At 66.3% G+C, this 26,710-nt stretch carries 28 protein-coding genes; 16 read left to right on the plus strand and 12 right to left on the minus strand.

Annotated features, from left to right (window positions below; translation table 11 throughout):
- From GFS60_RS08675 to tuf, 10 genes are all read left to right on the plus strand, one after another.
- Complete coding sequence (locus GFS60_RS08675; RefSeq protein WP_236603402.1) at window positions 1-2,004, plus strand: ATP-binding protein; 2,004 nt, start codon at window positions 1-3, stop codon at window positions 2,002-2,004.
- Complete coding sequence (locus tag GFS60_RS08680; RefSeq protein ID WP_159920439.1) at window positions 2,001-3,191, plus strand: acyl-CoA dehydrogenase family protein; 1,191 nt, start codon at window positions 2,001-2,003, stop codon at window positions 3,189-3,191. The genes GFS60_RS08675 and GFS60_RS08680 overlap by 4 nt, the downstream gene beginning before the upstream one ends.
- Window positions 3,191-3,991: an enoyl-CoA hydratase family protein gene (locus GFS60_RS08685; RefSeq protein ID WP_159920441.1), complete on the plus strand. Its 801-nt coding sequence runs from the start codon at window positions 3,191-3,193 to the stop codon at window positions 3,989-3,991. The genes GFS60_RS08680 and GFS60_RS08685 overlap by 1 nt, the downstream gene beginning before the upstream one ends.
- A 60-nt stretch (window positions 3,992-4,051) precedes the next feature.
- Window positions 4,052-4,690: a TetR/AcrR family transcriptional regulator gene (locus GFS60_RS08690; protein ID WP_159920443.1), complete on the plus strand. Its 639-nt coding sequence runs from the start codon at window positions 4,052-4,054 to the stop codon at window positions 4,688-4,690.
- Window positions 4,691-4,729: 39 nt separating this feature from the next.
- Window positions 4,730-5,254, plus strand: coding sequence for a DUF3558 domain-containing protein (locus GFS60_RS08695; protein WP_109328037.1), 525 nt, complete (start codon window positions 4,730-4,732; stop codon window positions 5,252-5,254).
- A 29-nt stretch (window positions 5,255-5,283) separates the two neighbouring features.
- The gene (locus GFS60_RS08700) at window positions 5,284-5,826 is read left to right on the plus strand and encodes a DUF3558 domain-containing protein (protein WP_159920445.1); all 543 of its coding nucleotides are present in this window, start codon (window positions 5,284-5,286) and stop codon (window positions 5,824-5,826) included.
- A 365-nt stretch (window positions 5,827-6,191) separates the two neighbouring features.
- Window positions 6,192-6,566, plus strand: coding sequence for a 30S ribosomal protein S12 (rpsL, locus tag GFS60_RS08705; RefSeq protein WP_005252198.1), 375 nt, complete (start codon window positions 6,192-6,194; stop codon window positions 6,564-6,566).
- Window positions 6,566-7,036 carry a 30S ribosomal protein S7 gene (gene rpsG / locus GFS60_RS08710; protein WP_072738343.1) on the plus strand — a complete coding sequence of 157 codons (471 nt, stop codon included), beginning with the start codon at window positions 6,566-6,568 and terminating at the stop codon, window positions 7,034-7,036. The genes rpsL and rpsG overlap by 1 nt, the downstream gene beginning before the upstream one ends.
- A gap of 162 nt (window positions 7,037-7,198) precedes the next feature.
- Window positions 7,199-9,301 (plus strand): elongation factor G, encoded by a 2,103-nt coding sequence (gene fusA, locus GFS60_RS08715; protein WP_109328039.1) that lies wholly within the window; start codon window positions 7,199-7,201, stop codon window positions 9,299-9,301.
- An 89-nt stretch (window positions 9,302-9,390) separates the two neighbouring features.
- Window positions 9,391-10,581: an elongation factor Tu gene (tuf, locus tag GFS60_RS08720; RefSeq protein ID WP_109328041.1), complete on the plus strand. Its 1,191-nt coding sequence runs from the start codon at window positions 9,391-9,393 to the stop codon at window positions 10,579-10,581.
- Between the two features lie 106 nt (window positions 10,582-10,687).
- Here the strand turns inward: tuf and GFS60_RS08725 are convergent, their stop codons facing one another.
- Genes GFS60_RS08725 through GFS60_RS08750 form a run of 6 tightly spaced genes read right to left on the minus strand, consistent with a single transcriptional unit; the run spans window position 10,688 to window position 13,493 of the window.
- Entirely contained in the window at window positions 10,688-10,960 is a 273-nt protein-coding gene (locus GFS60_RS08725; RefSeq protein WP_159920447.1) for a YciI family protein, read from the minus strand.
- 36 nt (window positions 10,961-10,996) lie between these two features.
- Window positions 10,997-11,575, minus strand: a complete 579-nt coding sequence (locus GFS60_RS08730) for a hypothetical protein (RefSeq protein ID WP_159920449.1) — start codon at window positions 11,573-11,575, stop codon at window positions 10,997-10,999.
- Window positions 11,572-12,555 (minus strand): DUF6286 domain-containing Asp23/Gls24 family envelope stress response protein, encoded by a 984-nt coding sequence (locus tag GFS60_RS08735; protein WP_442972195.1) that lies wholly within the window; start codon window positions 12,553-12,555, stop codon window positions 11,572-11,574. The genes GFS60_RS08730 and GFS60_RS08735 overlap by 4 nt, the downstream gene beginning before the upstream one ends.
- Entirely contained in the window at window positions 12,548-12,727 is a 180-nt protein-coding gene (locus GFS60_RS08740) for a DUF2273 domain-containing protein (protein ID WP_109328047.1), read from the minus strand. Before GFS60_RS08740 ends, GFS60_RS08735 begins: the two co-directional genes overlap by 8 nt.
- Window positions 12,724-13,038 carry a hypothetical protein gene (locus tag GFS60_RS08745; RefSeq protein ID WP_159920451.1) on the minus strand — a complete coding sequence of 105 codons (315 nt, stop codon included), beginning with the start codon at window positions 13,036-13,038 and terminating at the stop codon, window positions 12,724-12,726. Before GFS60_RS08745 ends, GFS60_RS08740 begins: the two co-directional genes overlap by 4 nt.
- Window positions 13,035-13,493, minus strand: coding sequence for an Asp23/Gls24 family envelope stress response protein (locus GFS60_RS08750; protein ID WP_109328051.1), 459 nt, complete (start codon window positions 13,491-13,493; stop codon window positions 13,035-13,037). The genes GFS60_RS08745 and GFS60_RS08750 overlap by 4 nt, the downstream gene beginning before the upstream one ends.
- A gap of 184 nt (window positions 13,494-13,677) precedes the next feature.
- Here GFS60_RS08750 and GFS60_RS08755 point away from each other — a divergent pair, with 184 nt between their 5' ends.
- From GFS60_RS08755 to GFS60_RS08765, 3 genes are read left to right on the plus strand one after another with little or no spacing between them, the layout of a single operon-like run.
- Entirely contained in the window at window positions 13,678-14,271 is a 594-nt protein-coding gene (locus GFS60_RS08755; RefSeq protein ID WP_159920453.1) for a hypothetical protein, read from the plus strand.
- Window positions 14,268-14,786 carry a twin-arginine translocation pathway signal gene (locus GFS60_RS08760; RefSeq protein ID WP_236603404.1) on the plus strand — a complete coding sequence of 173 codons (519 nt, stop codon included), beginning with the start codon at window positions 14,268-14,270 and terminating at the stop codon, window positions 14,784-14,786. Before GFS60_RS08755 ends, GFS60_RS08760 begins: the two co-directional genes overlap by 4 nt.
- A gap of 24 nt (window positions 14,787-14,810) precedes the next feature.
- On the plus strand, window positions 14,811-15,254 hold the full coding sequence (locus GFS60_RS08765) for a hypothetical protein (RefSeq protein ID WP_201453529.1): 444 nt from the start codon (window positions 14,811-14,813) through the stop codon (window positions 15,252-15,254).
- An 85-nt stretch (window positions 15,255-15,339) separates the two neighbouring features.
- On the opposite strand, the gene GFS60_RS08770 is transcribed toward GFS60_RS08765, so the two are convergent.
- Window positions 15,340-16,539: a DDE-type integrase/transposase/recombinase gene (locus GFS60_RS08770; RefSeq protein ID WP_236603167.1), complete on the minus strand. Its 1,200-nt coding sequence runs from the start codon at window positions 16,537-16,539 to the stop codon at window positions 15,340-15,342.
- 204 nt (window positions 16,540-16,743) lie between these two features.
- Here GFS60_RS08770 and GFS60_RS08775 point away from each other — a divergent pair, with 204 nt between their 5' ends.
- The 3 genes from GFS60_RS08775 to GFS60_RS08785 all read left to right on the plus strand — a co-directional run bounded on the left by GFS60_RS08775 (window position 16,744) and on the right by GFS60_RS08785 (window position 19,450).
- Entirely contained in the window at window positions 16,744-17,919 is a 1,176-nt protein-coding gene (locus GFS60_RS08775) for an acyl-CoA dehydrogenase family protein (protein ID WP_159920455.1), read from the plus strand.
- A gap of 10 nt (window positions 17,920-17,929) precedes the next feature.
- Window positions 17,930-19,057 carry an acyl-CoA dehydrogenase family protein gene (locus GFS60_RS08780; protein ID WP_159920457.1) on the plus strand — a complete coding sequence of 376 codons (1,128 nt, stop codon included), beginning with the start codon at window positions 17,930-17,932 and terminating at the stop codon, window positions 19,055-19,057.
- Window positions 19,058-19,246: 189 nt separating this feature from the next.
- The gene (locus GFS60_RS08785; RefSeq protein WP_109328063.1) at window positions 19,247-19,450 is read left to right on the plus strand and encodes a hypothetical protein; all 204 of its coding nucleotides are present in this window, start codon (window positions 19,247-19,249) and stop codon (window positions 19,448-19,450) included.
- Window positions 19,451-19,457: 7 nt separating this feature from the next.
- Here GFS60_RS08785 and GFS60_RS08790 read toward each other — a convergent pair whose 3' ends face one another.
- Genes GFS60_RS08790 through GFS60_RS08810 form a run of 5 tightly spaced genes read right to left on the minus strand, consistent with a single transcriptional unit; the run spans window position 19,458 to window position 26,692 of the window.
- Entirely contained in the window at window positions 19,458-20,618 is a 1,161-nt protein-coding gene (locus GFS60_RS08790; protein WP_159920459.1) for a VWA domain-containing protein, read from the minus strand.
- Entirely contained in the window at window positions 20,615-22,783 is a 2,169-nt protein-coding gene (locus tag GFS60_RS08795; RefSeq protein WP_201453530.1) for a DUF5682 family protein, read from the minus strand. The genes GFS60_RS08790 and GFS60_RS08795 overlap by 4 nt, the downstream gene beginning before the upstream one ends.
- Entirely contained in the window at window positions 22,780-23,883 is a 1,104-nt protein-coding gene (locus GFS60_RS08800) for an ATP-binding protein (protein ID WP_159920461.1), read from the minus strand. Before GFS60_RS08800 ends, GFS60_RS08795 begins: the two co-directional genes overlap by 4 nt.
- Window positions 23,880-25,355, minus strand: a complete 1,476-nt coding sequence (locus GFS60_RS08805) for a DUF5691 domain-containing protein (protein WP_159920463.1) — start codon at window positions 25,353-25,355, stop codon at window positions 23,880-23,882. Before GFS60_RS08805 ends, GFS60_RS08800 begins: the two co-directional genes overlap by 4 nt.
- A complete protein-coding gene (locus GFS60_RS08810) occupies window positions 25,352-26,692 on the minus strand; it encodes an SWIM zinc finger family protein (protein ID WP_159920465.1) in 1,341 nt (446 codons plus the stop codon). The genes GFS60_RS08805 and GFS60_RS08810 overlap by 4 nt, the downstream gene beginning before the upstream one ends.
- Between the last annotated feature and the right edge of the window lie 18 nt (window positions 26,693-26,710).

Genomic DNA, 26,710 nt, shown 5'->3' on the forward strand with positions numbered 1-26,710 from the left:
ATGACAACCCTCGACGCCCCACACCTGATCCGGTCCGTCCTCGTCGCCAACCGTGGTGAGATCGCCCGTCGCATCTTCGCCACCTGCCGGCGGGCGGGCATCGGCACCGTCGCCGTGTTTTCCGACGCCGACGCATCGAGCCCGCACGTTGCCGAGGCCGACGCCGCGGTCCGGTTGCCCGGCAACAGCCCCGCCGACACGTACCTGCGCGGCGACCTCGTCGTCGAGGCTGCCCGCCTGGCCGGAGCCGACGCCATTCACCCGGGTTACGGGTTCCTCTCGGAGAATGCCGATTTCGCGCGCGCCGTCCACGACGCGGGACTCACCTGGATCGGGCCACCCTCGCCCGCCATCGAGATGATGGGCTCGAAGGTGGAGTCCAAGAAGCTGATGGCTTCCGCCGGGGTCCCCGTCCTGGCCGAACTCGACCCCGACGCGGTCACCGAGGCCGATCTGCCCGTACTCGTCAAGGCGTCCGCGGGCGGCGGCGGGCGTGGTATGCGCGTCGTACGCGAGCTCGCGGACCTGGCGGAACAATTGGAAGGTGCACGCCGCGAAGCACAGTCGGCCTTCGGTGACCCGACGGTGTTCTGCGAGCGCTACCTGGAAACGGGCAGGCACATCGAAGTGCAGGTGATGGCCGACCGTCATGGAACGGTGTGGGCGGTGGGGGAGCGTGAATGCTCCATCCAGCGTCGTCACCAGAAAGTGATCGAAGAGGCGCCGTCCCCGTTGGTCGAGGCCACACCCGGGATGCGGGAGCGGCTTTTCGAGGCAGCCCGGCTCGCCGCGAAAGCCATCGACTACGAGGGTGCCGGCACGGTCGAATTTCTTGCCGATCAGGTGGGAGAGTTCTTCTTCCTCGAGATGAATACCCGCCTGCAGGTGGAGCATCCGGTCACCGAATGCACCACGGGGCTCGACCTCGTGGAACTGCAACTGCAGGTGGCGTCGGGTGTTCCTCTCGACGCGGAGCATCCCACCGTGTCGGGCCACTCCATCGAGGTTCGGCTGTACGCCGAGGATCCGGCTCTGAACTGGCAACCCCAGAGCGGCACCGTCCACCACTTCGACGTGCCGGGCACGACCACCGAGTTCGACGTTCTGCGCTCGCCCGGCGTCCGCCTCGATTCCGGTGTGGTCGACGGCTCGGTGGTGGGCGTGCACTACGACCCCATGCTCGCGAAGGTGATTTCGTTCGCGGCGACGCGGTCCCAGGCGGCTACCCGGCTGGCGTCGGCCCTCGGCCGTGCGCAGATCCACGGGCTGCGCACCAACCGGGACCTGTTGGTCAATGTCCTCCGGCACCCGGCGTTCCTTGCCGGCGACACGGACACCGCCTTCTTCGCGACCCACCACCTCGAGGTGTTGTCGCGGCCGCTCGCGTCGGCCGACACCCACAGGTTGTCGGCGCTCGCCGCCGCACTGGCGGACGCGGCGCACAACCGCGAGGTCGCGGCGGTGAACGCCACGCTCCCCAGTGGGTGGAGGAACCTGCCGTCCGCTCCGCAAAGCAAGACGTTCACGACAGGTGACCGAGAGATCGAGGTCCGGTACCTGCTCGGCCGGTACGGGCTGAAGGCGGACGGCTTCGACGATGTCACCCTCGTCGCGGCGACCGCACGCAGGGTCATGCTGGACGTTGCCGGGCTGCGCAGATCGTTCGAGGTGGCGCGCTACGGCGAAGACGTGTTCGTCGACTCCGCGCTCGGGCCGGTGAGCCTGCGCGCAGAGCCGCGATTCACCGATCCGAGCACCGTGGTGGCGGAGGGGTCCCTCCTCGCCCCGATGCCCGGTTCGGTCATCCGCCTCGGCGCCGAGGTCGGCGATTCCGTGACCGTCGGCCAGCCGATCGTGTGGCTCGAGGCGATGAAGATGGAACACACGATCAAGGCACCGGCATCCGGTGTGGTCACCGACCTGTCGGTGACCGTCGGTCAGCAGGTCGACGTGGGAACGGTACTGGCAGTAGTCGAAGCAGCGCAGGCTGAAGGAGAATCATGAGCTTCATCGAGACCGAAGAACAGAAGGAACTCCGTGCCTCCGTGTCGAGGCTCGGGGAGCGCTTCAACTACGTCGATTACGTGCTTCCTCGGGCGCGGCGCGGTGAACCACTGACGGAGTTGTGGAACGAGGCGGGCAAGCTCGGGTTCCTCGGCGTCAACCTCCCCGAGGAATACGGCGGCGGGGGAGCGGGCATCTACGAACTGGCGCTGGTCCAGGAAGAACTTGCCGCGCACGGTGCCGGGCTGCTGCTCGTGGTGGTGTCGCCCGCCATCTGCGGCACCATCATCGGCAAGTACGGCACCGAGGAGCAGAAGCAGAAGTGGCTCCCAGGACTCGCCGACGGGTCGAAGATCATGGCATTCGGCATCACCGAGGCCGATGCGGGTTCGAACTCGCACCAGATCACGACCACCGCGCGGCGGGACCGGTCGAGCGGAGCGAGGGATGATGATCAAGCCGAGGACTGGGTGCTGTCGGGGAACAAGATCTACATTTCCGGGGTCGATCAGGCCGATGCCGTTCTGATCGTCGCGCGGACCGAGGACTCGAAGACCGGCAAGCTGAAGCCTGCGCTGTTCATCGTCCCCACCGACGCCGAGAATTTTGTCAAGACGCCGATGGAGATGGACATCGTCGAGCCCGACCACCAGTTCATGCTGTTCCTCGACAACGTGCGGCTTCCGGCGGACGCACTCGTCGGCGAGGCCGACGCCGCGTTGATGCAATTGTTCGCGGGCCTGAATCCCGAACGCATCCTGGGTGCGGCCATGGCCGTCGGCATGGGACGGTACGCGCTCGACGCGGCCGTGAAGTTTGCGAACGAGCGCACGGTATGGAAGACGCCGATCGGCGCCCACCAGGGGATCTCGCACCCGCTTGCTCAAATAAAGATCGAGCTCGAACTCGCCAAGCTGATGATGCAGAAGGCCGCGGTGCTCTACGACAGCGGCGACGACTTCGGTGCCGCGGAGGCCGCGAATATGGCCAAGTACGCCGCCGCCGAGGCGAGCATCAAAGCCCTCGACCAGGCCATCCAGACGCACGGTGGGGCAGGCCTGACCAAGGGATACGGCCTGGCAGCGATGCTCGGTGCGGCCCGCATCGCCCGGGTGGCGCCGGTCAGCCGGGAAATGGTCCTGAACTTCGTCTCCCAGCACTCGCTCGGGTTGCCGAAGTCGTACTGATGTCGAACGGACAGCACATGACCGAAGTACACGCCGACCGGTACGTCCGCTACGAGGTGAGTCGCGGGTTCGCCACTCTCACCCTGGACTCGCCGCACAACAGGAACGCGATCTCCGGGAGGCTGGTCGAGCAGCTCCTGCAGGGATTGCGGGACGCCGCTGCGGACAACGACGTCCGCGGCGTCGTTCTGACCCACACCGGCGGCACCTTCTGCGCCGGGGCCGATCTCAGTGAGACCGGTGGAGATGTCGGGTCCCGGACCCGTCAGATGGCGGAACTACTGCGCGCCATCGTCGAGCTGCCCAAACCGGTGGTGGCGCGGATCGACGGTCACGTCCGAGCGGGAGGCATGGGTTTGGTGGGTGCCTGCGACATCGCGGTCGCCGGACCTCGGAGCACCTTCGCCCTCACCGAGGTGCGACTGGGGCTCGCCGCCTCGATCATCTCGTTGACCGTCCTTCCCCGCATCGACGCACGCGCGGCAGGCCGGTACTTCCTCACGGGGGAGAAGTTCGGCGCGCACGAGGCCGAGGCGATCGGACTGATCAGTGAGTCTGCGCAGGACCCGGACGACACCGTCGAGGAAATTCTCGACCAGTTCCGGCAGGCGTCACCACAGGGGCTGGCGGAGAGCAAGGCCCTGATCACGAAGGCACTGCTCGCCGATTTCGACCGCTACACCGACGAGCTGACAGCGCAGTCCGCGAGGCTCTTCGAGTCCGAGGAAGCCCGGGAAGGCATGATGGCGTTCCTGCAGAAGCGGCCGCCCACCTGGGCCTCCGGCCCCGTGCGCGGGTGACGAGTCTCAGGACTCGTCACCCGCGCACGGGCGAACAGCGCAACGAGAGGAAGTGACCGCATGACCCGCGAACCGAAGCAGGACCGTAGCCGGGTCACGCGTGAGCATCTGCTCGAGGTCACCATCGACTGCCTCGCCGAACTGGGGTGGGGCGCCACCACCGTCAGCCTGGTGGCGCAACGCGCCGGGGTGTCGCGTGGTGCCACTCAGCACCATTTCCCGACCCGGGAAGATCTGATCACCGCCGCCCTCGAGGTCATGTTCGACGCCCGGATGGAGCAGGCCCGGCGGGAGGCCACCGACCTGCCGTCGGGGGCGGGCCGCACCGAGGCCGTGGTGTCGCGGCTCGTCGACTACTACACGGGCACTCTCTTCAAAGCCGCCCTGCAGGTGTGGACCGCAGCCGCGGCCGACCCGGAGCTGCGGGCGCGGATCGTGCCGCTCGAAGAACGCTTCGGACGGGTCGCCCACCGCACCGCCGTCGAGCATTTCGGCTTCGACGACTCCGACCCGGTGGCACACCGCCTCGTGCAGGCCACTCTCGACCTGGCCCGCGGGCTCGGCCTCGCCGACGTCCTCACCGACGACTCGAAACGCCGCGCCGAGGTGGTTCGTCAATGGGCTGCGCAACTCGACGCCGCGCTCCCACGGGGCACTGACGGCGCCGAACGGACACTCGACGCGGTGGCAGTCGACTGAACCGGGCACACCCCGGCCGGATCGGTAGAGTCAGCGTTCATGGGCAGGAAATGGGGAGTGCTCGCCGCGGTCGGTGTCGTGGCTGCCCTGGCCGGCTGCGGGGGCGGCGACGACGCCGGGACCGATACTGCCGCCCCACCCGCCACCGGGCAGATCACCGAACCGGGACCGTTCTTCGGTCAGTGCGGCTCCGTCACGGACGATGAAGTATCGACGGCATTCGGTATGCCCTCCTTCACCGGCGTCACCCGCAACTCCGTCGGCTGTGAATGGGAAACCGCGGGAATCGGTGGGCCCAGCGTGACGTTCTCCTGGTACCGCGGCAGTCCGATCGGCCGCGAACGGGCGGGATCAGAACTGATCGGCCGACCGGCCACCGACATCGACGTCCAGGGAAACCCCGGCTTCATCGCCTCCTCCGAGGGGATCCTGTGCGAACTCGGTGTGGAGTTCGGCGGCGATTTCATTCACTGGTCGGTGATGTATGCCGACGCCCGGCCGGCCGCCGACCCCTGCAAGGTTGCGCGGGACCTCGCCGAACTCAGCGTGTCGAGGGCGAAGTGAGCGGGGGCCAGATGATGAGCGGAGGGGTGATGAGCGGCGGACGTCGCCGCGCGGCAGAGGTTACGGCCGCGATCGTGTCGGTGGCCGGGCTGATCGCGGGATGCGGGTCGTCGATCGACGGTTCGGCCCGACCCGAAGGTGCCTCTGTCACCGGTGACACGGAGAGGTTCACCGCCCTCCTCGAGGAGTGCGACGCAGTCACCGACGAACAGATCGCCGAATCCGTCGCGGCCGACGCCATCGAGCGCGGCTTCTTCGGCGCGATCTGCCGCTGGGATGCCGTCGGCGCCAATGGTCCGGTGAAGATCACCTTCAACTGGTTCGAGACAGGTTCGCTCGACACCGAGAAGGAGACGGGCGAGGAGCTGGGCTACAAGGTGGAGTCGTCGACCATCCAGGGCCGCAGAGCCGTGGTGATGCGGCCACCGAACGATCCCGGAGCCTGCGGGGTGAGCGTGGGATCGCCGTCCTCGGGCGTGGTCGGCTGGTGGGTGCAGTTCACCGCTGCCGCGGCGGATCCGTGTGAGGCGGCGTCCACCCTCGCCGATCTGACGCTCAACCTGAGCAGCTAGTGTGCTGGCACTCGAACCGAAAGCCCTTCCTCTCACCTCGCAGCCCTTACCACCGCCCGCCCGCTTTGACCTTCCGGCGCGCCGCCGGGTATCGTTGTGGGTCGTGTCCGGCATGCCCGGGCCGATCTGTGTGCCTAGCGAGGTATTGCCGTGCGCGCGTTCGTGCAGATTTGCTGCATGGAACGAGCATCCGGCTGCCTGTGTGGGGGTATGCGACACACCCGACCGTGGGGTGCGTGCACGTCACGCACCGCCGATCGAGTGCGGGGCAGTAGCTTCCTTGCCCCAACTGCTAGATCCCTAATTTCAGAACAGCCAAGGTTGCTTGTCCAGAGCAGTCTGTTCAACACGAAGAAAGCCGGTAAATGCCAACCATCAATCAGTTGGTCCGCAAGGGCCGCCGCGACAAGACCGCCAAGGTCAAGACGGCAGCTCTGAAGGGCAGCCCGCAGCGTCGTGGCGTGTGCACCCGCGTGTACACCACCACCCCGAAGAAGCCGAACTCGGCGCTCCGTAAGGTCGCGCGTGTGCGCTTGACCAGCTCCGTCGAGGTCACCGCTTACATCCCGGGTGAGGGCCACAACCTGCAGGAGCACTCCATGGTGCTCGTCCGCGGTGGTCGTGTGAAGGACCTCCCCGGTGTGCGCTACAAGATCATCCGCGGCTCCCTCGACACCCAGGGTGTCAAGGGCCGCAAGCAGGCACGCAGCCGCTACGGCGCCAAGAAGGAGAAGAGCTAATGCCACGTAAGGGCCCCGCTCCGAAGCGCCCGCTCATCAACGACCCGGTCTACGGTTCGCCCCTGGTGACGCAGCTCGTCAACAAGATCCTCCTGGACGGCAAGAAGTCCACCGCCGAGCGCATCGTCTACCAGGCGCTCGAGCAGGCACGCGAGAAGACCGGCACCGATCCGGTCGTCACCCTCAAGCGCGCTCTGGACAACGTCAAGCCTGCCCTCGAGGTTCGCAGCCGCCGTGTCGGTGGCGCCACCTACCAGGTGCCGGTCGAGGTCCGTCCGGGCCGTTCCACCACCCTCGCGCTCCGCTGGCTCGTGACCTTCTCGCGGCAGCGCCGTGAGAAGACGATGGTCGAGCGTCTCGCCAATGAGCTCCTCGACGCCAGCAACGGCCTCGGTGCCGCTGTGAAGCGCCGTGAGGACACTCACAAGATGGCTGAAGCCAACAAGGCATTCGCCCACTACCGCTGGTGACGTCACGTCGGAGCAGTCACCTCACCGTGACTGCTCCGGCGTCGTTGCTACGTCGGGCCCTACCCGGGCCCGGCTGATCTACAACTCGAGACAATGGCCCCGCTGGTGGAACACCGGGGAGGCCGACACCCGATACACGAGCTACGAGCGGGGAAGAATCCTGTGGCACAGGAAGTGCTGACCGACCTGAACAAGGTCCGCAACATCGGCATCATGGCGCACATCGATGCCGGCAAGACCACCACCACCGAGCGCATCCTGTTCTACACCGGTGTCAACTACAAGATCGGTGAGACGCACGACGGCGCGTCGACGACGGACTGGATGGAGCAGGAGAAGGAACGCGGCATCACGATCACCTCTGCCGCGGTGACCTGCTTCTGGAACAACAACCAGATCAACATCATCGACACCCCCGGTCACGTCGACTTCACCGTCGAGGTGGAGCGTTCGCTCCGCGTGCTCGACGGCGCTGTGGCCGTGTTCGACGGCAAGGAGGGCGTCGAGCCCCAGTCGGAGCAGGTGTGGCGTCAGGCCGCCAAGTACGACGTTCCGCGCATCTGTTTCGTCAACAAGATGGACAAGATGGGCGCGGACTTCTACTTCACGGTCCAGACCATCATCGACCGTCTCGGTGCCAAGCCCCTCGTCCTGCAGCTGCCGATCGGCGCCGAGGACGACTTCGACGGTGTTGTCGACCTGGTCGAGATGCGGGCCATCACCTGGCGCGGTGTCGTGCCGACCGGTGCCGAGCCCACCATCGAGGAGATCCCCGCGGATCTGGCCGACAAGGCCGCCGAGTACCGCGAGAAGCTGCTCGAGACCGTTGCCGAGTCCGACGAAGCTCTCATGGAGAAGTACTTCGCCGGCGAGGAGCTCTCCGTCGAGGAGATCAAGGCTGCCATCCGCAAGATGACGGTCGCGTCCGAGCTGTACCCGGTGCTGTGTGGTTCCGCGTTCAAGAACAAGGGCGTGCAGCCCATGCTCGACGCGGTCATCGACTACCTGCCGAACCCGCTGGACATCGGTGAGGTTCAGGGCCACGCGCTGGGCAACGAGGAGGAAGTTCTCACTCGTAAGCCGAGCAAGGACGAGCCGTTCTCGGCTCTGGCCTTCAAGATCGCAGCGCACCCGTTCTTCGGCAAGCTGACGTTCGTCCGCGTGTACTCCGGCCGGATCGATCCGGGCGCCCAGGTCATGAACGCGACCAAGGGCAAGAAGGAGCGCATCGGAAAGCTCTTCCAGATGCACGCCAACAAGGAGAACCCGGTCGACGAGGCCGTGGCCGGCCACATCTACGCGATGATCGGTCTGAAGGACACCACCACCGGTGACACCCTTTGCGATCAGAGCAGCCCCATCGTGCTCGAGTCCATGAGCTTCCCGGACCCGGTCATCCAGGTCTCGATCGAGCCCAAGACCAAGTCCGACCAGGAGAAGCTGGGCACCGCGATCCAGAAGCTCGCCGAAGAGGACCCCACGTTCTCCGTCGAGCTCGACGAGGAGACCGGCCAGACCGTCATCGGCGGTATGGGCGAGCTCCACCTCGACATCCTCGTCGACCGTATGCGTCGCGAGTTCAAGGTCGAGGCCAACGTCGGCAAGCCGCAGGTCGCCTACCGCGAGACCATCACCAAGAAGGTCGAGAAGCACGACTACACCCACAAGAAGCAGACGGGTGGATCGGGCCAGTTCGCCAAGGTGATCATCGCGCTGGAACCGTTCGTCGGCGAAGACGGCGCCACCTACGAGTTCGAGAACAAGGTCAGCGGTGGCCGCATCCCGCGCGAGTACATCCCCTCCGTGGATGCAGGCGCGCAGGACGCGATGCAGTACGGCGTCCTGGCCGGTTACCCGCTGGTCAACCTCAAGCTGTCGCTGCTCGACGGTGCATACCACGATGTCGACTCGTCTGAAATGGCCTTCAAGGTTGCCGGTTCGCAGGCACTGAAGGAAGCCGCCCGCAAGGCCGGCCCGGTCATTCTCGAGCCGCTCATGGCTGTCGAGGTCACCACACCCGAGGAATACATGGGTGACGTGATCGGCGACCTGAACTCCCGCCGTGGCCAGATCCAGGCCATGGAGGAACGCAGTGGTGCCCGTGTCGTGAAGGCGCTGGTTCCGCTCTCGGAGATGTTCGGTTACATCGGTGATCTGCGGTCGAAGACCCAGGGCCGGGCGAACTTCTCCATGGTGTTCGATTCCTACGCAGAAGTTCCCGCGAACGTCTCGAAGGAAATCATCGCCAAGGCGACCGGCGAGTAACCTCGGTTAAGCCGGCCGAAAGCACGACCCAGTAATAACAACCGCACTGCTGCATACCGCAAGCATCAATCAGTCCAGGAGGACACACAGTGGCGAAGGCGAAGTTCGAGCGGACGAAGCCGCACGTGAACATCGGCACCATCGGTCACGTCGACCACGGCAAGACCACGCTGACCGCGGCCATCACCAAGGTTCTGCACGACGCGTACCCGGATCTCAACGAGGCCTCGGCCTTCGACGAGATCGACAAGGCTCCTGAGGAGAAGGCTCGCGGTATCACGATCAACATCTCGCATGTTGAGTACCAGACCGAGAAGCGCCACTACGCGCACGTCGACGCTCCCGGTCACGCCGACTACATCAAGAACATGATCACCGGTGCGGCGCAGATGGACGGTGCCATCCTCGTGGTCGCCGCCACCGACGGCCCGATGCCCCAGACGCGTGAGCACGTGCTGCTCGCCCGCCAGGTCGGCGTGCCCTACATCCTCGTCGCTCTCAACAAGGCCGACATGGTCGACGACGAAGAGATCATCGAGCTCGTCGAGATGGAGGTCCGTGAGCTCCTCGCTGCGCAGGAGTTCGACGAGGACGCTCCGGTGGTCAAGGTTTCCGCACTGAAGGCGCTCGAGGGCGACCCGGAGTGGACCAAGAACATCCTCGAGCTCATGGCTGCGGTCGACGAGTCCATCCCGGACCCGGTTCGCGAGACCGAGAAGCCCTTCCTCATGCCCGTCGAGGACGTCTTCACGATCACCGGTCGTGGCACCGTCGTCACCGGTCGTATCGAGCGTGGCGTGATCAACGTCAACGAGGACGTCGAGATCGTCGGCATCAAGGAAACCAAGACCAAGACCACGGTCACGGGTATCGAGATGTTCCGCAAGCTCCTCGACTCGGGCCAGGCCGGTGACAACGTCGGTCTGCTCGTGCGTGGTATCAAGCGCGAAGATGTCGAGCGTGGACAGGTTGTCGTCAAGCCCGGCACCACCACCCCGCACACCGAGTTCGAGGGCCAGGCGTACATCCTGTCCAAGGACGAGGGCGGCCGCCACACGCCGTTCTTCAACAACTACCGTCCGCAGTTCTACTTCCGTACCACGGACGTGACGGGCGTTGTGACGCTGCCCGAGGGCACCGAGATGGTCATGCCCGGTGACAACACCGAGATGTCCGTCAAGCTGATCCAGCCCGTCGCCATGGACGAGGGCCTGCGCTTCGCGATCCGCGAAGGCGGCCGCACCGTCGGCGCCGGCAAGGTCACGAAGATCAACAAGTAGGCACCCGCCTGCCTGTGATCGGCTGATCACGCTGCACTACACGCCAGTGGCGCTCATCCTCCGGGATGGGCGCCACTGGCGTTTCTCGTCCGACCTCGTTGGGGTATCAGCGGAAGCTCAGGGCGTCCCACTCGCGGATTTCTCCCGGCAGCGCGATGCCCTCGAGGACGAAGGGGTCGTTCGCGACGAATTCCTCGGCTCGCTCCCGGCTCGTGAAGATCGCCATCGACCCGTGGGCAACAGGGTCGTCGAACGGGCCGATACTCAGCAAACCCCCTCGAGCGGAGAACTCGTCGAGGTACGCCAGATGCCGCGGGTACACCTCGGGGATACGCGCTGCACTGTCCGGATCGGTCGCATAGAACACCACATATTCCATGAGCCCGAACGTACCGAGTACGTGCGGGTGCGCGGGTCAGCTCTCGGAATTTTGTGCGGGCTGATCGGCCCGGTCGAGGTGCAGCAGGACCTGGGTGGCCACCTCGTTGTCACCGACCGTCGCCGCAACCCAGGCGGCGATGCGCTCCGATGTGCGGGTGAAGTCGGCGAGGTCGATCGTCGGATCAGCGGTCACGACGACGGACAGGGTGGGTAGTCCACGTTCGTTGACGGCCCGTGCACGGGTCTGCCGCACCCCCGGATACCGCTCGAGCTCACTCGACACCCCGTTGGCGAGAGACCCGAGGTCCACGGTGACGAAGGTTCCGGAGTCTCGGTCCGGCACCGCAACGGGCGCAGTGCGTCGCCTGGTGAGATCGAGCGCCAACAGCACCGTTCCGAACAGCACACCCCCGACGACCGCCGCGGCGAGCGCCCACCCCCACCAGTTCTCCTCAGGCAACGAGGTGACACGTGCGCGGTCGTAATGCGACACCCATTCCCGGACGATCGGTACGCCGAGGTCCCAGGCGACGGCGTAGGCGCCCACACCGAAGAGGATGAGGCCGACGACGAGGACGATCAGACGATTGACGGCGGCGGTGCGATGGGTCATGGCTTCACCTGCACTCGGAGTTCGGGGGCGGTACCGAGTAGTGACAGGGTCGGTTCCACCGCTTCGCGGACCGAGATGGCGACGTCACCGGCCGAGAACGCTTCGCTGCGCACCACTCGAACGGTGACGTGCTTGCGGTCGACCGTGGTGTGCGCGGACTGCACGCCGGGAGCGGTGCGTGCGTGGCTGCTGCAATGGCGGGCGAGGTCGGTGGGTCGAAACCAGACGATCGGTGTGTCGCCGACTCGCAGTGGCAGATGTGTGCGTGGTCGGGGTTTGACAGCCGCGACGATGAAGACGACGCCGAGTACCATCGCGCTCACCGCGGCCGGGACTATCCACTCCGACCAGTGCAGTCGTCCCAGCCACTCGACGGTGTTCCGTATCCAGGGTGCATTCGCGAAAGTGCCTCGCATGATGAGCAGTTCGCGCGCCGAGACGAGTGCCAGGCCCAGAGCTGCGACGGCGATGATGATCGCGGCCGGTACCGCGGCCGGTGTGGCCCGGGGTGTGCGCGGTCGGAGCGGGACAATGGGTGCGTCCGGAGCGCGGGAGTCGTCGTCCTGGTAGGGCGTGTCCGGTGAACTGTCCTCGTCCGGCGCTGCCTCTGTTCCAGCGACCACGATGTTCAGTTCACACACCGGCATCCCGGTCAGATCCTCGATGCGGCGGCTCACTTCCGCACGCAGCCGCCGGCTCAGGATGTCGAGACGGCACGGCCAGCGCATCGCGATGTACAGGTTGATGGCGACGGCATCGGCGCCCGTGGACACATCGGCGCGGGGGAGTTCGCGACCGGTGAGCCGGGACAGTCCGCCGGACTGCCTGACCACGCCGGGTACCTGCAGGGCTGCGGCGACGGCGATCTTCACGATGGCGCGCTCTTTGATGACCAACTCGCCGCGCAATCCGGACGCGTCGTAGTCGGCGGCCGCCTCGTCGGTACCGGCAGCCGATCCGGTGGGAGAGGGTTCAGCCACGGCCACGGCTTCGGAGGATGGCGCCGAGGTCGAGGTGACCGTCGCGGTGTGCACCGACGGCCATCCCTACCGCGCCGAGAAGTACCGCGAAGACGAATCCGCTGAAGCCGCCGAGGATTCCGGCGATCGCGAGGAGTAATCCGACGACCAACCCTGTCACTGTGCTGTTCATTGCGTGTGTCCTGTCTCGGTCAAGAGATCTTCGATGGTCACGTCTACCGGGACGTTCACCAGCGATTCGACGGCGGCCCGTACGTTTTCGGCGGTATCGACGACATTCGCCGGGTAGCGAACGGCCACGTGAACGGCGCACGACGACGGGCCGATGGTCACCCCGGTGACACGACGGCCGGGCAGATAGGTCGCGATTTCCCCGAATTGGCCGCCGTGCAGGGCTGCGACGCCGGGAGTGGCGAGGACGGCGGCGGCGACCCGTTCCGACAGATCTTCGGTGCCGGTGTCCGGCAAGGGCGACCCTGTCACTGCACCCTCGGTTTGAGGTCCGACTCGGCCACGATATCGGGTTCCTCGAGCATGACATCGAAGACGGTGATGTTCACTTCCGTCACCTCGAGCCCGGTCATGCGCTCGACGGCGGCGATGACGTTGCGGCGAATTCCGACGGCGAGTTCGTGAAGTGCGACGCCGTATTCGGCCACGATGCCGATGTCGATGGCGGCCTGCTTTTCCCCGACCTCGACGGCGACCCCTTGGGCGTGATTGACCCGTGCGCCGGGGATCCGGTCACGGAGAGCGCCGACTGCGCGGGCGGTGCCGCCACCCACGTCGTAGACGCCGTTGATCTCGCGAGTGGCGATGCCGGCAATCTTGGCGACCACGGCGTCGGCGATGATGGTCCGCCCCTGGGAGCTGACGAGTTCCGGCGTCGCTCCGGCACCGAACTGCACGCGGCTGCGCGCGCCTGAATCGCTGGTCATCGTGGATCCTTCCGAGTCGCCTGCCTTGTCCTCAACAGTAGTGATACCCGACCGTACGTGTGGCCCGACACAAGCTATGCGTCGACGGGATGTCGCGAGCGCCGGTGGGCGAAAAATATCTGATATTGCCTACGGGTAGCATTCGAGTGATCCAGGTAACAACACGCACTACCGAAGGACATCGATGGCTGACGTGCCCGCCGTGGACAGCGCTTCCCCGGAAAAGCCGACTCCACCGGAGGGGGACACAGCGCAGGCGGCGTCCGGCGGAGAAGCTGTCCGGCCGTCGGCCGGGTGGAGGTCCGGGAGGGCAATCGCCGGCGTGCTGTCGGTGGCGGCGCTGTCGCTGGTCGCCTTCAGCGGGTACTTCGGCTACTCGCACTGGCAGGCCGAGCGCGATGCCCGGGAGCGGTCCGAGATTCTGGACGCGGCTCGCCAAGGGGTCGTGAACTTGACGACCATGAACTTCGAGCGCGCCGACGAGGACGTGCAGCGAGTGCTCGACGGCGCGGCGGGAGAGTTCCGCGACGAGTTCGAAGCGCGCTCGAAGGACCTCGTCGCCGTCATGCAGGAAGCGCGGGTCCAGTCCGAAGGTGAGGTGCTGCAGGCCGCGATCGAATCGCAGAGCGGTGATTCCGCCGACGTGATAGTCGCGGTCGCACAGAAGGTCTCGAATGCCGGTGGCGCTGCGGAAGAACCGCGCGGACAGCGGATGCGGGTCACGGTGCAACTCGACGACGGCCGGTACAAGATCGTGAAGGCGGGGTTCGTGCAGTGAAGGCAGAAGAGAAGGTGCGATGGTGGTCGCGGACCCCACGCAGGTTGGTCTCCGTCCTGGCTGCACTCACCGCGGTGGCGGCTGTGCTGGCCGCAACCCTCTACGTGACGACGTATCGACCGGACCAGCGTGTCGATGACGACGTGCGCGCGGCGGTGACCGACACCGCGTCGCAGGGCGCTGTGGCCCTTCTGTCCTACACGCCGGACACCGTGGCGAGCGTCGTCGACACCGCCCGCGGTCGTCTGACAGGAGAGTTCCTCGACTATTACTCGAAGTTCACCACGGAGGTGGTGGTGCCGGCCGCGCAGGAGAGCCAGGTAGCCACCGAGGCGACGGTGGCGGCGGCCGGTCCCGTGGACGTACAGGCCGACACGGCGACAGTGCTCTTGTTCGTGAACCAGACGACGACGAGTGCCGCGGAACCCGAACCGGCCACGACGGCGACGAGTATCAACGTCGAACTCACGCGCTCCGGCGACGACTGGCTGATCTCCGGCTTCGATCCTGTCTAGTCGGCGCGAGTAGCGTGTGCGCGCATGAGCACCCTCCAAGAGGTCGGCGAACGCGCATCGTGGCGCTGCTGGCTGTGTGACGAACCGGTGGATCCCGACATGTCGGTCAACGATCCGCGCGGACCCAGTATCGACAGCGTTGTCACCGCGAAGAAGGCGAAGGCGAAGGGTGGCGCCGAACGCCTGGCGCACCGCGCGTGCAATACCAAGAAGGGCGCGGTCAAGCCGGTCGTGCCGTGGCCGGACCGGTTGTTCGTCGTCGATCCCGCACCGATCATCGGCGTGGTCGAGCAATTGAGCCGCAAAGGCGGACGTGTCGCGGTGGCGCGCTGCCCGGGAAAGTCGGATGCCGAAGAGGCGTCGGAGTGGCTGCTCGACCGGTTGTCCCGGTTGGCTCCGGACCTGCGGGTGGAGTCGCAGATCGACGCCGCCGGTGGTGCGTATCTGCTGGTCCTTCGTACCGCTTGACCCGTGAGTACTTGTTAACCGTGGCCGGTTTGTGCTGTCTACGTTGATATGAGACACGGGTGTCTACGTAGATGCGAGACAGATTTTAGGCGGGTTGGAGTTGTCCTTGGTAGCGCTTGGTGTGGTCGAGGTGTAGGTGTCCGATCACGTTGCCGTCGGCGGTGTAGGCGGTGACGTGGTCGTCGTCGTGGAGCAGGGTGATGGTCTGCCCGGCTCTGCGCCGGCCGACGCTCAGTCGGGTGTGGGAGTCGATGCACACGGTGCCGGCGGAGGAGACGATCAGGGCGTGCACGGTGGCGTCGTGTTGGATCGGAAGTGCTTGTGGCCCACCGAGGAGTGGCGCGTTCTGCCAGGCCTGCAGTGGCGGCATCTTGACCGCACTGTGCGGGCGGTCGGTGTTGTAGAACCGCTGGTAGGTGTCGCAGAGCTGCTGCAGTTCGATCAGAGTGGTCGGTTGGGTGGGGTGAGTGGCCAACCATTGCTTGAAGGTGCGGTGGTGGCGTTCGACCTTCCCGCAGGTCTGTGGGTGGTATGGGGTGGAGTGGATCAGCCGCGCCCCGGCCCGCTTCACGACCCGGGTGAAGCCCGAGGTGCCGCCCTTGGTGCGGCGGGAGGTGAACGCGCTGCCGTTGTCGGCGAGTACCAGTGCCGGAACCCCGAAGTCGGTGAACGCGGCGGTGATCGCCGCGATCGCCCCGGCGGCGGTCTCGGCGTCCGCGACCCGGGTGGCGACCAGGGTGCGGGTGCAGTCGTCGAGGACCTCGAAGACGGTGGCCTTGGCTCCGGTCGCCAACCGAACTTCGGTGGCGTCGATCTGATAGCAGTCGCGGGGTTTGCGGTAGCAGAACCGGCGGTAGGACGATTTCGGGCGTTTCTTCGGCTCGGGGACGACCAGGTGGTAGCGGGAGAGGATCTTGTTGATCGTGGCCCGGGACGGGATGGTCCAGCCCTGCTCGGACCAGTGTTGTTTCTCGGCGACCGCGTTCAGGTGGTAGGCGATGGTGTCGGCGCCGCGCTCGTGATGGGGCAGGTTGAGGCGAAGCCGCACGATCTCGGCCTCCACCTCCCACGCGGTGGCGTGTGGGCAGGAGGTGGGCCGGCGGGACCGGGCGGTCCACCGGCCGTCCTCCTCGATCCGTTTCTTGTGCCGGTAGGCGGTGGCGCGGGAGATCCCGTGGTCGGTGCACCAGCGGGCGAAGTTCCCGTCGAACATGTCGGCGCCGGTGGTCTGCGAGACCACCAGCAGGGCGTGTAGCAGTTCCATGACGGCTTCCGTTCCGGTCATGAACCAAGTCCACGACCAGTCAGGTGCCTCATACCTCAATCGACAGCAGCGTGTCTCACATCTGGGTGGACATCATCTGTCTCACATGTCCCCAGACTCAACAAACCGTGGCCGGTTAACAAGTACTCACGGGCGGGGAAGCCGCACGAGGGAGTAACGTCGGATCCAGAACATGAATCCGACCTCGAGTGCGAAGGAATCCCGATGAATCTGGCTTTGACCGACGAGGAGCTGGCGTTCCGTGACGAGATGCGAACGTTCTTCACCACGCAGATTCCGGCGGAGATCCGTGAGCGGTATGCGCGCGGAGAAGAGGTGGGGAGGGAGGGGTTCGTCGAGTCGCAGCGGATCCTGAATGCCAACGGGCTCGCGACGCCGCATTGGCCGGTGGAGTGGGGCGGCCGGGACTGGACGCCGGTGCAAAAGCACATCTGGTTGGAAGAGTTGCAGTTGGCGTCGGTGCCCGAGCCGCTCGCGTTCAATACCGGCATGGTCGGCCCGGTGATTGCGGCGTTCGGTTCACAGGAGCAGAAGGAAAAGTTCCTGCCGCCGACCGCGAATCTCGACATCTGGTGGTGCCAGGGGTTCTCCGAGCCCGAGGCCGGCTCGGACCTGGCGTCGCTGAAGACCCGCGCAGTCCGTGACGGCGACGAGTATGTGATCAACGGTCAGAAGACGTGGACCACGTTGGCGCAGCACGCGGATTGGATCTTCGTTCTCGCTCGCACCAATCCGGATGCGCCCAAGAAGCAGGCCGGTATCTCGTTCATCCTCGTCGACCTGAGTACGCCTGGGGTGACGGTGCGCCCAATCAAACTCATCGACGGCGGCCACGAAGTCAACGAGGTGTTTTTCGAGGACGTTCGGGTGCCGGCGGAGAATCTCGTGGGCGAAGAGAACCAGGGCTGGAGTTACGCGAAGTTCCTCCTCGGCAACGAGCGCACCGGGGTGACCCGGCTCGGATTTTCCAAGGTGCGTGTGGCGCAGGCGAAGAAACGCGCCGCGGAAATTGCAGTCGGGGACGGCACCTTGCTGGAGGATCCGCTGTTTGCCGCGCGAGTCGCGGAACTCGAGAACGAGATCATCGCGTTGGAGTTGACGCAGTTGCGGGTGGTGGCGAGTTCGGCCGACGGGAAGCCGAATCCGGCGTCGTCGCTGCTGAAGCTGCGGGGGTCCGAGCTGCAACAGGCCACCCTCGAGTTGTTGACCGATGTCGCGGGACCGGACTCGCTGCCCTTCGCGGCCGGTGAGGGGATTGCCTCGCCGCTCTGGGCGCAGCGGACGGCACCGACGTATCTGAACTACCGCAAGGTATCCATCTACAGCGGATCGAGCGAAGTGCAGCGCAGCATCATCGCCTCCTCGATCCTCGGATTGTGAGGGGTGTGTCATGGATTTCGAACTGACCGACGAACAGAAACTGCTGCGTGACACCACCAGGGAACTGCTCGGCCGCAGTTACGACGCGGAGAAGCGTAACGCCGTCACCGACACCGAGCAGGGGTGGAGCCCGCAGGTGTGGAAGCAACTCGCCGAGGTGGGACTACTCGGTTTGAGCTTCGCCGAGGATGACGGCGGAATGGGCGCTGGTCCAGTCGAGGTGGCGTCGGTGATGACCGAAATCGGCCGCCGGCTCGCCCCGGAACCCGTCCTCGACGCGGTGCTCGTTCCGGGCGGGTTGATCGCTGCGGTAGGCAGCACGGAGCAGCGCCGCCGAATCCTGCCGGAGGTGTCGGAGGGCAACCTGTTGCTGGCGTTCGCCGATCGGGAACCGGGGGTGCGGTGGCCCTCCACCCGAGTCTCCACGACCGCGAAGCAGGACGGCGACTCCTGGACGGTGTCGGGGATCAAGAACCCTGTCCTGCACGGGGGAAGCGCGAACACGCTAGTCGTCACGGCGACACTCCCCGGTGGTGGGGTCGGGCTGTTCCTCGTCGACGCCGACGCTCACGGGCTTACCCGCACGGGTTACGCGACTCACGACGGACTGCGCGCCGCGCAGATCGAACTGTCGGATACTCCGGCGGAGCCGCTCGGTGAGGGCGGCGATGCGTCGTCGGCGATCGAGGGCGCGCAGATCCGGGCGCAGGCGGCGTTGTGCGCGGAGGCGGTCGGCGCGATGGAGGAAGCGTTGCGGTTGACGACCGAGTACCTGAAAACCCGCAAGCAGTTCGGTGTCCCGATCGCGAAATTCCAGACCCTGACACATCGGGCGGCGGATATGTATGTGCTGCTGGAACTGGCTCGCAGCATGAGCCTGTACGCGACGATGTCGCTGGCCGACGGAACCGTCGACCCGGTGGTCGCCTCTCGTGCGAAGCTGCAGATCGGGCGTTCGGCCCGCAAGATCGGGCAGGAAGCGATCCAGATGCACGGTGGCATCGGTATGACCGCGGAGTATCCGGTCGGGCACTACGTCAGCAGGCTCACCGCCATCGAACACACCCTCGGCGGCTCCGACGACCATCTCCGCGTCCTCGCGTCGGCGACCACCCAGGGGACCATCAGCATTATTTAAAAGCCCCTGTGAGTACTTATTAACCCCGGGCGGTTAATAAGTACTCACAGGGGTTGGTCTCGGCTTGGTATCGAATTACGGCGTTTCCGACGTGTCGCGCGGGTGGTGGTGGTGTGACGCGGATAACGTTCTGCGCGCAACGCCAGAACTCACGGGGGACGTTCGTAATCTCGGTGAAGGAGTATTGCCATGGGGTCCGGTCCAGTCAAAGCGATCATGTGGAGCCTGCTTTTCGTGGGACTCGTCGGTGCGGGAGTCGGGATTTCCGAACTGCACGTTCAGTGGACGGTCGCGTCGCTGATCGTCGCTTCAGTCTCCGGTCTTGTCCTGCTCAGGATTCGCGCCGACGCGCACCCCGAACTGCACAGCGACCGCCGAATGGCCGCCGGCTAGACCCGCGTCACTCCCTTTGAAGACTGTCTGCCCACCTGCGAATGTCGCCGCGTTCCAGTGCGAGCGCCAGCAGTTCCGGGAACTTGTCCGGTGTGCAGGCGAACGCGGGAATCCCGAGAACACTCAGGGCCGCCGCGTTGTCGTGGTCGAACGACGGGGCGCCGTCGTCGGACAGTGCCAGCAGCACGATCACCTGGACCCCGGCAGTCTTCATGGCAGACATCCGCCGCAGCATCTCGCCGCGGATTCCGCCCTCGTACAGGTCCGAGATGAGCACGAACAGCGATTCGGCCGGTCTGTCGATCAGCGACTGGCTGTAGGCGATGGCCCTGTTGATGTCGGTGCCGCCGCCGAGTTGCGTGCCGAACAGGACGTCCACGGGATCGGACAGTTTGTCTGTCAGATCCACGACCGCAGTGTCGAAGACGACGAGCGAAGTTTTCAATGCGCGCATCGATGCGAGAACGGCGCCGAAGACGGAGGCGTAGACGACGCTCGACGCCATCGACCCCGACTGGTCGATGGCGAGGACGACGTCGCGGTGCACCGACGATGATCGACGTCCGTACCCGATCATCCGTTCCGGCACCACGGTCTTGTACTCGGGAAGATAGTGGGCGAGGTTGGCGCGGATGGTGCGGTTCCAATCGACATCGCGGAGCTTCGGATTGGTGGTGCGCGCAGCCCGGTTGATGGCGCCGGTCACCGCGGTCCGTGTTTTCTGCGCGATGCGTTCCTCGATCTGCCGGACCACTGTGTCGACAACCATGCGGGCGGTGGCTTTGCTCGTTTCGGGCATCACCCGATTGAGGCTCAGCAGCGTGCCGACGAGGTGGACGTCGGGTTCGACGGCGTCGAGCAGTTCGGGTTCGAGCAGCAACTCGGTGAGCCCGAGCCGGTCGACGGCGTCCTTCTGCATCACCTGGACGACGGTGCTGGGGAAGTACGTCCGGATGTCGCCGAGCCACCGCGCCACCTTGGGCGCCGAGCTTCCCAGGCCGGCACCTCGTCGACGGCTACCGGTGTCCTGGTTGTTCGCGTCGTAGAGGGCGGACAGCGCCCCGTCCATCGCGGCATCCGATTTGGAGCCCAGCCCGCCCGTCGACTCCTCGGCGGCGTCACCGAGCAGCAACCGCCACCGTCGTAACCGCTCGACGTCTTCGCTCACGACGGCACTCCCAGAATGTCGGCCACCGTGCGGATCGCGACTGCGGCCCGCCGCGGGTCGATCGGAGCTGCAGCTTCGGTTCGGTTTCCGCCCTGCACTGACTGGCCGATCGCCTGACGTTCCCCGGTGTCGAAGGCGCCGAATGTTCGCCGCAGCAACGGCAGCGTGTCTACGAAGTCCTGATCACCCAGTCCCGATACCCATCTATCGAGCAGGCGGAGCAGTTCCCGATCGTGGACGAGAAGCAGGCCACCGCCGCCGAGGAAGCCGTCCACCCATCCTGCCTTCGCGGACGGTGTGGCGCCGACGGACAGTGCCCGCGACAGCCTGGTCGCGGAGTCAGTTTCGCTGATCGCGCCGGCGTCGCGGAGCAGCCGGACCATCCGGCCGATCACCAGGCCGTTCACATCGCTGCGATCGACGAGCCCGGCGAGAGCGCCCAGCCATCGTTTCGACGCGCGATCCTCGTCGCGGAGCATCACGGCGGCATGGACACCGTCGATCGCCCGGCGCATCTCGATCGCGCTGTCGTCGTCCAATCCCGACAGCGCCGATCCCAGTCCCGCGCAGATCCGCACCAGGAGGCTGTCGTTGACGCGGGCGAGGGACGAGATGTCGGTGCCGCGGACGTCGCCGTAGCGGAGGGTCCGGGTGAGGGACGGCAGCGCATCCATCAAATGCATCACGTCGTGGTCGAGGGCGGCGGCCGTGTCGAGCGCACGGAGCAGTTCGGGCAGCGCATCGGTGAGGTTCGACAGCAGCGCCTGCTCGAGAAGTGCGGTGAGCTGGGCGAGGGAGACGTCCTCGTCCGACGCTTCGGCCCGCACCTTGGCGGTGGCTGCGGCCTCGACTGTCGTTCCCCAGAGTGATGCCTCGATGATGGCGACGGCGAGTTCCGGCTTCCAGGTCAGTGACCACGTTTCGCGGAACGTCCCGGTGGCGTTGATCTCGCTGTCCGCGGGAACGCCCCACCCGACCCCCAGGAGCTGCAGACGGTGGAGTAATTGGGAGCGCGTGACGTCGATGTCCTTGCGGAGATCGAGGTCGAGTGTCTTCTCCGTGGCCTGTTGCTTGAGGCGGAGCGTTTTTGCCCGTGCACGCAGGTCGGCGTCGAGCGGGACGGTGGGTGTGTCGTCCGGGACGCCGCCGAGTGCCTCACCGACCACGAGTCTCCGGGTGATCAGGTCGAGCAGGACGTCGTTGCCGTCGCACATCACGGCGCGGGTTGCCTCGGTAACCTCGGACAGGCCGGCCAGGGGACGTGAGCGCATGGCGGCCAGGGTGTCTGCCAGGCGTACCGCCTCGATGACGTGCGCGCTCGACACCGGGAGGTCCTCGGCGCGCAGCACGCGGGCCACCTTGGTGAGCCATCGTGGGATCGTTCGGTCGCCGGCGGTGAAGAGGTGGTGGTACCAACCCGGTGAGGTGATGCCCGCTCCGTACCCCGAGGCCGTGGACAGACGCGAATGGGTCCACGGAACCCACGTCAGTGAGGTTTTGATCTTCGGCAGGCCCTTGAGGATTCGCGCATCGGCGGTGGCGGGGCCGAGGGGCCCGGAGAGCGCCGGCGCATGCCAGGCGCCACAGATCACCGCCACGCGCCGAGCGCCGCCCTTGATGGCCTTGCGCAGCGTTTGGCGCATGTAGGCCTCGCGTCTTCTCGTCTCCTCGTCGAGGTCGGTGGCATTGCGCAGAACGGACATCGCTTCGGTGATGGCGTCGAAGGAGTCTGCGCCGGTGCCGGATTCGACGACTGCGTCCCACCAGCGTTCGGGGTCGTCGTATCCGGCAGCCGCGGCGAGCTGGGCCAACGGGTCTGTGCGATCGGATTCGGCGGATTCGGCGGCGAGCGTGTGGGCAGCCGGGAGATCACAGAACCGCACGTCGACTCCGTGCTCCGCGGACCACGAGAGTGCCTGCCACTCAGGGGAAAACACTGCGAAAGGCCAGAACGCAGCCGTCCGCGGTTCCCCGGTGGCGTAGGCCAGCAATGCCACCGGCGGTTTCATGGCGTCGACGGCCGTCAGTGCGATCAGCGGGTCGGCGTCCGCGGGTCCTTCGATCAGGACTGCATCGGGAGTGAACGCTTCGAGTGCGCGTCGCACCGACCGTGCTGATCCGGGCCCGTGATGGCGGATGCCGAAGACACGGACATCGGAACTCACCCGGCGACCTCCCGGCAGGCTCGGTAGAAGTCCGACCAGTCCTCGCGTTCACGGACAACCGCTTCGAGATACTCCGTCCACACCACCTTGTCTGCCACCGGATCCTTCAGTACGGATCCAAGGATGCCTGCGGCCACATCAGAGGGCCCCAGCGTGCCGTTGCCGAAGTGCGCGGCGAGCGCCAATCCGTTGGTCACCACGGAGATGGCCTCCGCGGTCGACAATGTTCCGGACGGCGACTTCAGCTTGGTACGGCCGTCCGAGGTGGCGCCGGAGCGTAATTCGCGGAACACGGTGACCACTCGGCGGATCTCGTCGACCGTCGCGGGGATTTTCGGCAGTTCGAGTGAGGCGCCCAATTGCTCGACGCGCCGCGTGACAATGGCGACCTCGTCCTCTTCGCTGGCGGGCAGCGGCAGGACCACCGTGTTGAAGCGCCTGCGGAGTGCGGAGGAGAGGTCGTTCACACCGCGGTCCCGGTCGTTGGCGGTGGCTATCAGGTTGAAACCCTTGGCTGCCTGCACCTCGATGCCCAATTCGGGCACCGGCAGGGTTTTCTCCGAGAGCACGGTGATGAGCGCGTCCTGCACGTCGGCCGGAATCCGGGTGAGCTCCTCGACTCGGACGATCCGGCCGCTCTCCATCGCGGTCATCACCGGGGAGGGGACGAGGGCTCCCGCGGTGGGGCCTTCGGCCAGGAGCCGGGCGTAGTTCCATCCGTACCGGATGGCCTCCTCCGGTGTTCCGGAAGTTCCCTGGATCAGTAGCGTCGACGTTCCGGAAATCGCGGCCGAAAGATGTTCGGACACCCACGTCTTGGCTGTCCCGGGGACACCGAGGAGCAGGAGTGCCCGATCGGTGGCGAGGGTAGCGACTGCGACTTCCATCAACCGGCGGGGGCCGACGTATTTGGGGGTGATCACGGTGCCGTCGTCGAGTTCGCCCCCGAGTAGGTACGTGACGACGGCCCACGGCGACATCTTCCAGGACGGCGGCCGCGGCCGGGTGTCCTGGGCGGCGAGGGTCGCGAGTTCTTCGGCGTAGTCCTGCTCGGCATGGGGACGCAGCAGGGCGGCCTGGCCGGCCACGATCTCGGTCACTCGAGCTCCTTCAGCAGCGTTCGGCGGTGTTCGATGTTGGCGGCGGCCGTCGAGAACGCCTGCTGCCAGCCGGGGTCGCGGGTGCGTTCGGCGGCCGCGTGGAGCAGGGGAACCGCACTGAACGGGAAGTGTGTCTCGGCGCTGCGCAGCGTCGAGTAGTGGCTGTGCCGGGACAATTGTCCGAGCTCCTTGCCTGTCGAGGCGTGCCGCACCGCGATGTCCTCGAATCGGGCGATGATGCGTTGCGCAAGTTCGAGGGGCCACGGGTGCGGGAGATCGTCGAACAGTGCCGCCCCGTCCACGCCCAGCAGGTAGGAGTCGGCGTGGCCGGCGAGTATGTACTCCAGCCGCTCACCGGCGGGAACGAGGGGGACGACGCGCCGCTCGGTTTGCCTGCCCTGTTTGTGCAGGAAGGCGGACGCCCATCGCGGGTTGCGCTGCATCACTGTCGCGTTGACCCAGGCCTCGGTCATCACATCACGCCATTGGTCCTCGATGCGGATGTCCAGGGCCTGGGATGCGGATCCGATCATGTCGTCCCATACCGACAGTGGTGCCGCGGTGACCACCATTCGCAGCCACCAACTCCGAATTCCCTTGTTCTTGAAGTGCACGTTTTCGATGCCGTCACGCCGCGCCGAATCATCGAGCGAACCCGGCATGTTTACCACGAGGCGGGTGCGGAGAGGCTTCTTCTCCACCCGCACCCACGCGCGGGCGCGGGAGGCCATCCGCTGCGCGTACGCCGAGCGGGGAAGTTGGCGCAGCAACTGGACTGCATGCTGGCGAACATCTTTACGCCGGTCGTCGAGTGCGTGCTCGAGGAGGGCGGCGTCCGCGTCGCCGAGCCCGGTGGCCAGTGCTGCGATGAACGCGGCCCGGTGCTCGCCGCGTTCGGTATCCCACGTTCGTCGCAGTTCCGCCGTGGCGGCCGCCGGATTCACCGAGCGCATCGCCGTGAGCCACTGCAGACGTTCCGGATGGGAGCCGCGATGCCACACCTCGAGGCGATCGGCTGTCCGCCGGAGCATCGACCATTCCGGGTTCTGGGCGGCCAGCCACTGTCCGCGTGGTCCGGTGAGCCGGAGAATGTTCTCCCGGTGCGTGTCGTTGCTCCGTGCCGCGGACATCAGTTCGGCGACGAGATGATCCGGCGCCCGGTACCCGCGCTCGACGGCTACGGCGAACCACTCCGTCAGTGTCCACGACTTGGCGGCGAGCAGTTGCATCAGGTGGTCGGCCGCCGCCGGGGGCAGTTGCACTCGGTCGTCCTCGTCGGCGGGCGCAGGCACGACGTGCAGGGAGGCGGTGACCCCGCCGGCTCGATGGGCATTTTCCAGAGCGGCCGCGCCCAGCAGCACTTCGGCAGGATCGCCGGTAATCGATCGCGCCAGTTGCCCCATGGCGAGGTCCTGCAGTGCGGGAGTGGACCGGGCCGTACCCAGGAGAGCCGTCGACAGAAGCTCGCTCATCGTCTTCTGCCTGCCGTGCGGGTCGAGACGGACGGTGCCGTTGCGGATACGAGCGAGTGGACGACACCGCGGTCGAACACGGACACCGGAGTCAGTGCCTCACTGTTCCAGTCACCGCACACGGTGACCGGGTGGCCGCCGGAGATGCCGAGCAGTGTCCACAGATTTCTCTCGTCACCGGTGACCGGCAACGCTCGCCCTTCGGCGTCGACCAGCAGCCATCCCTCGTCCGTGATCGTCGGCGTGACACCGCCCAGCAACACGGGCCACGAACGAACCCACGGGTCGGCGCCGATGACGTGGGCGAAGGCGTCGAGGGCCGGGTCGATGCCTCCCGCGGGAAGCGTCGTGAACGGTTCTGCCGCACCGTGGCCGGCGCCCCACTGCGCGCGCAACGGCGCGGCGCCGGGATAGAAGTGCAGATCCGCGTCGACGAGGGAACCGAGCGGCGGAACGGCGTTCGCGAAGTTCGGTGTGCCGTGGGCGAAATCGAGCAGGAGTGCCCAACGGCCGTGATCCCGGCCGAGTAACCACACCTTGCGGGTGAAAAGCCGTTTCTCTTCGGTGGTCTGGGAGCCCAGCACCATCCACCGATCACGCACAGCCGGTTCACCACGCACCCTGTCGGTGGAGACCGGGTATCCCACGTGGGCGCGGACCGTCGCCCGCAACGGCTCCGGCAGTTCGGGGAGACGACGATGCGCGACCACGAGTAGATGCAGCTTGGCGTACTCGGCAAGCAATCTCACCGGCCAGTCGGGGCGCAACGCGACAGTGAAGGCGAGCCGACGCAGCGCCGATGCGACGCCGGGAGCCTGTGCGTCGACCATTCGCGCCGCAACGGCATCGAATGCGGCGGGTGACGTGTCCGTGGATCCCAGCCCACCGCGGATCTGATCGGTGAGCCACAGATCGAGTTCGTCGAGGCCCGCGGCCACCCGATCGGCTCGACGTGCGGCAGACTTCCCCTGGGCGGTCGACGGGGGAGCAGGCGGACCGGGCTCGCTTGCCCGCGTGGCCCGTCGTCCCAGCCATTCGCGCGCAAACGGCGGGAAGTCAGCCGCGTCCGGGACCCGCCCCTGCGACCAGAGAAGGAGTAGCCCGAGCGCATGCTTGCAGGGGAATTTCCGGCTCGGACACGAACACGAGAAGGCGGGCCCGTCGAGATCGACCACGGTGCGGTATGGGCTCCTGCCGCTACCCTGGCACAGTCCCCACAGTGCGGTGCCGGTGTGGCCGGTATCCGACCACGACGCCGAGAGCGTGCGTGCGGCAGCGAGAGAGCCGGCATCGGTCGCGACCGATGCGACCTGTCCCTCCGACCAAGGCGACGTCACGTCAGTCACCGTAGGCGA

Origin of the sequence: Rhodococcus sp. WAY2 (assembly GCF_009859915.1) — a bacterium.
Lineage (GTDB): Bacteria > Actinomycetota > Actinomycetes > Mycobacteriales > Mycobacteriaceae > Rhodococcus_F > Rhodococcus_F oxybenzonivorans.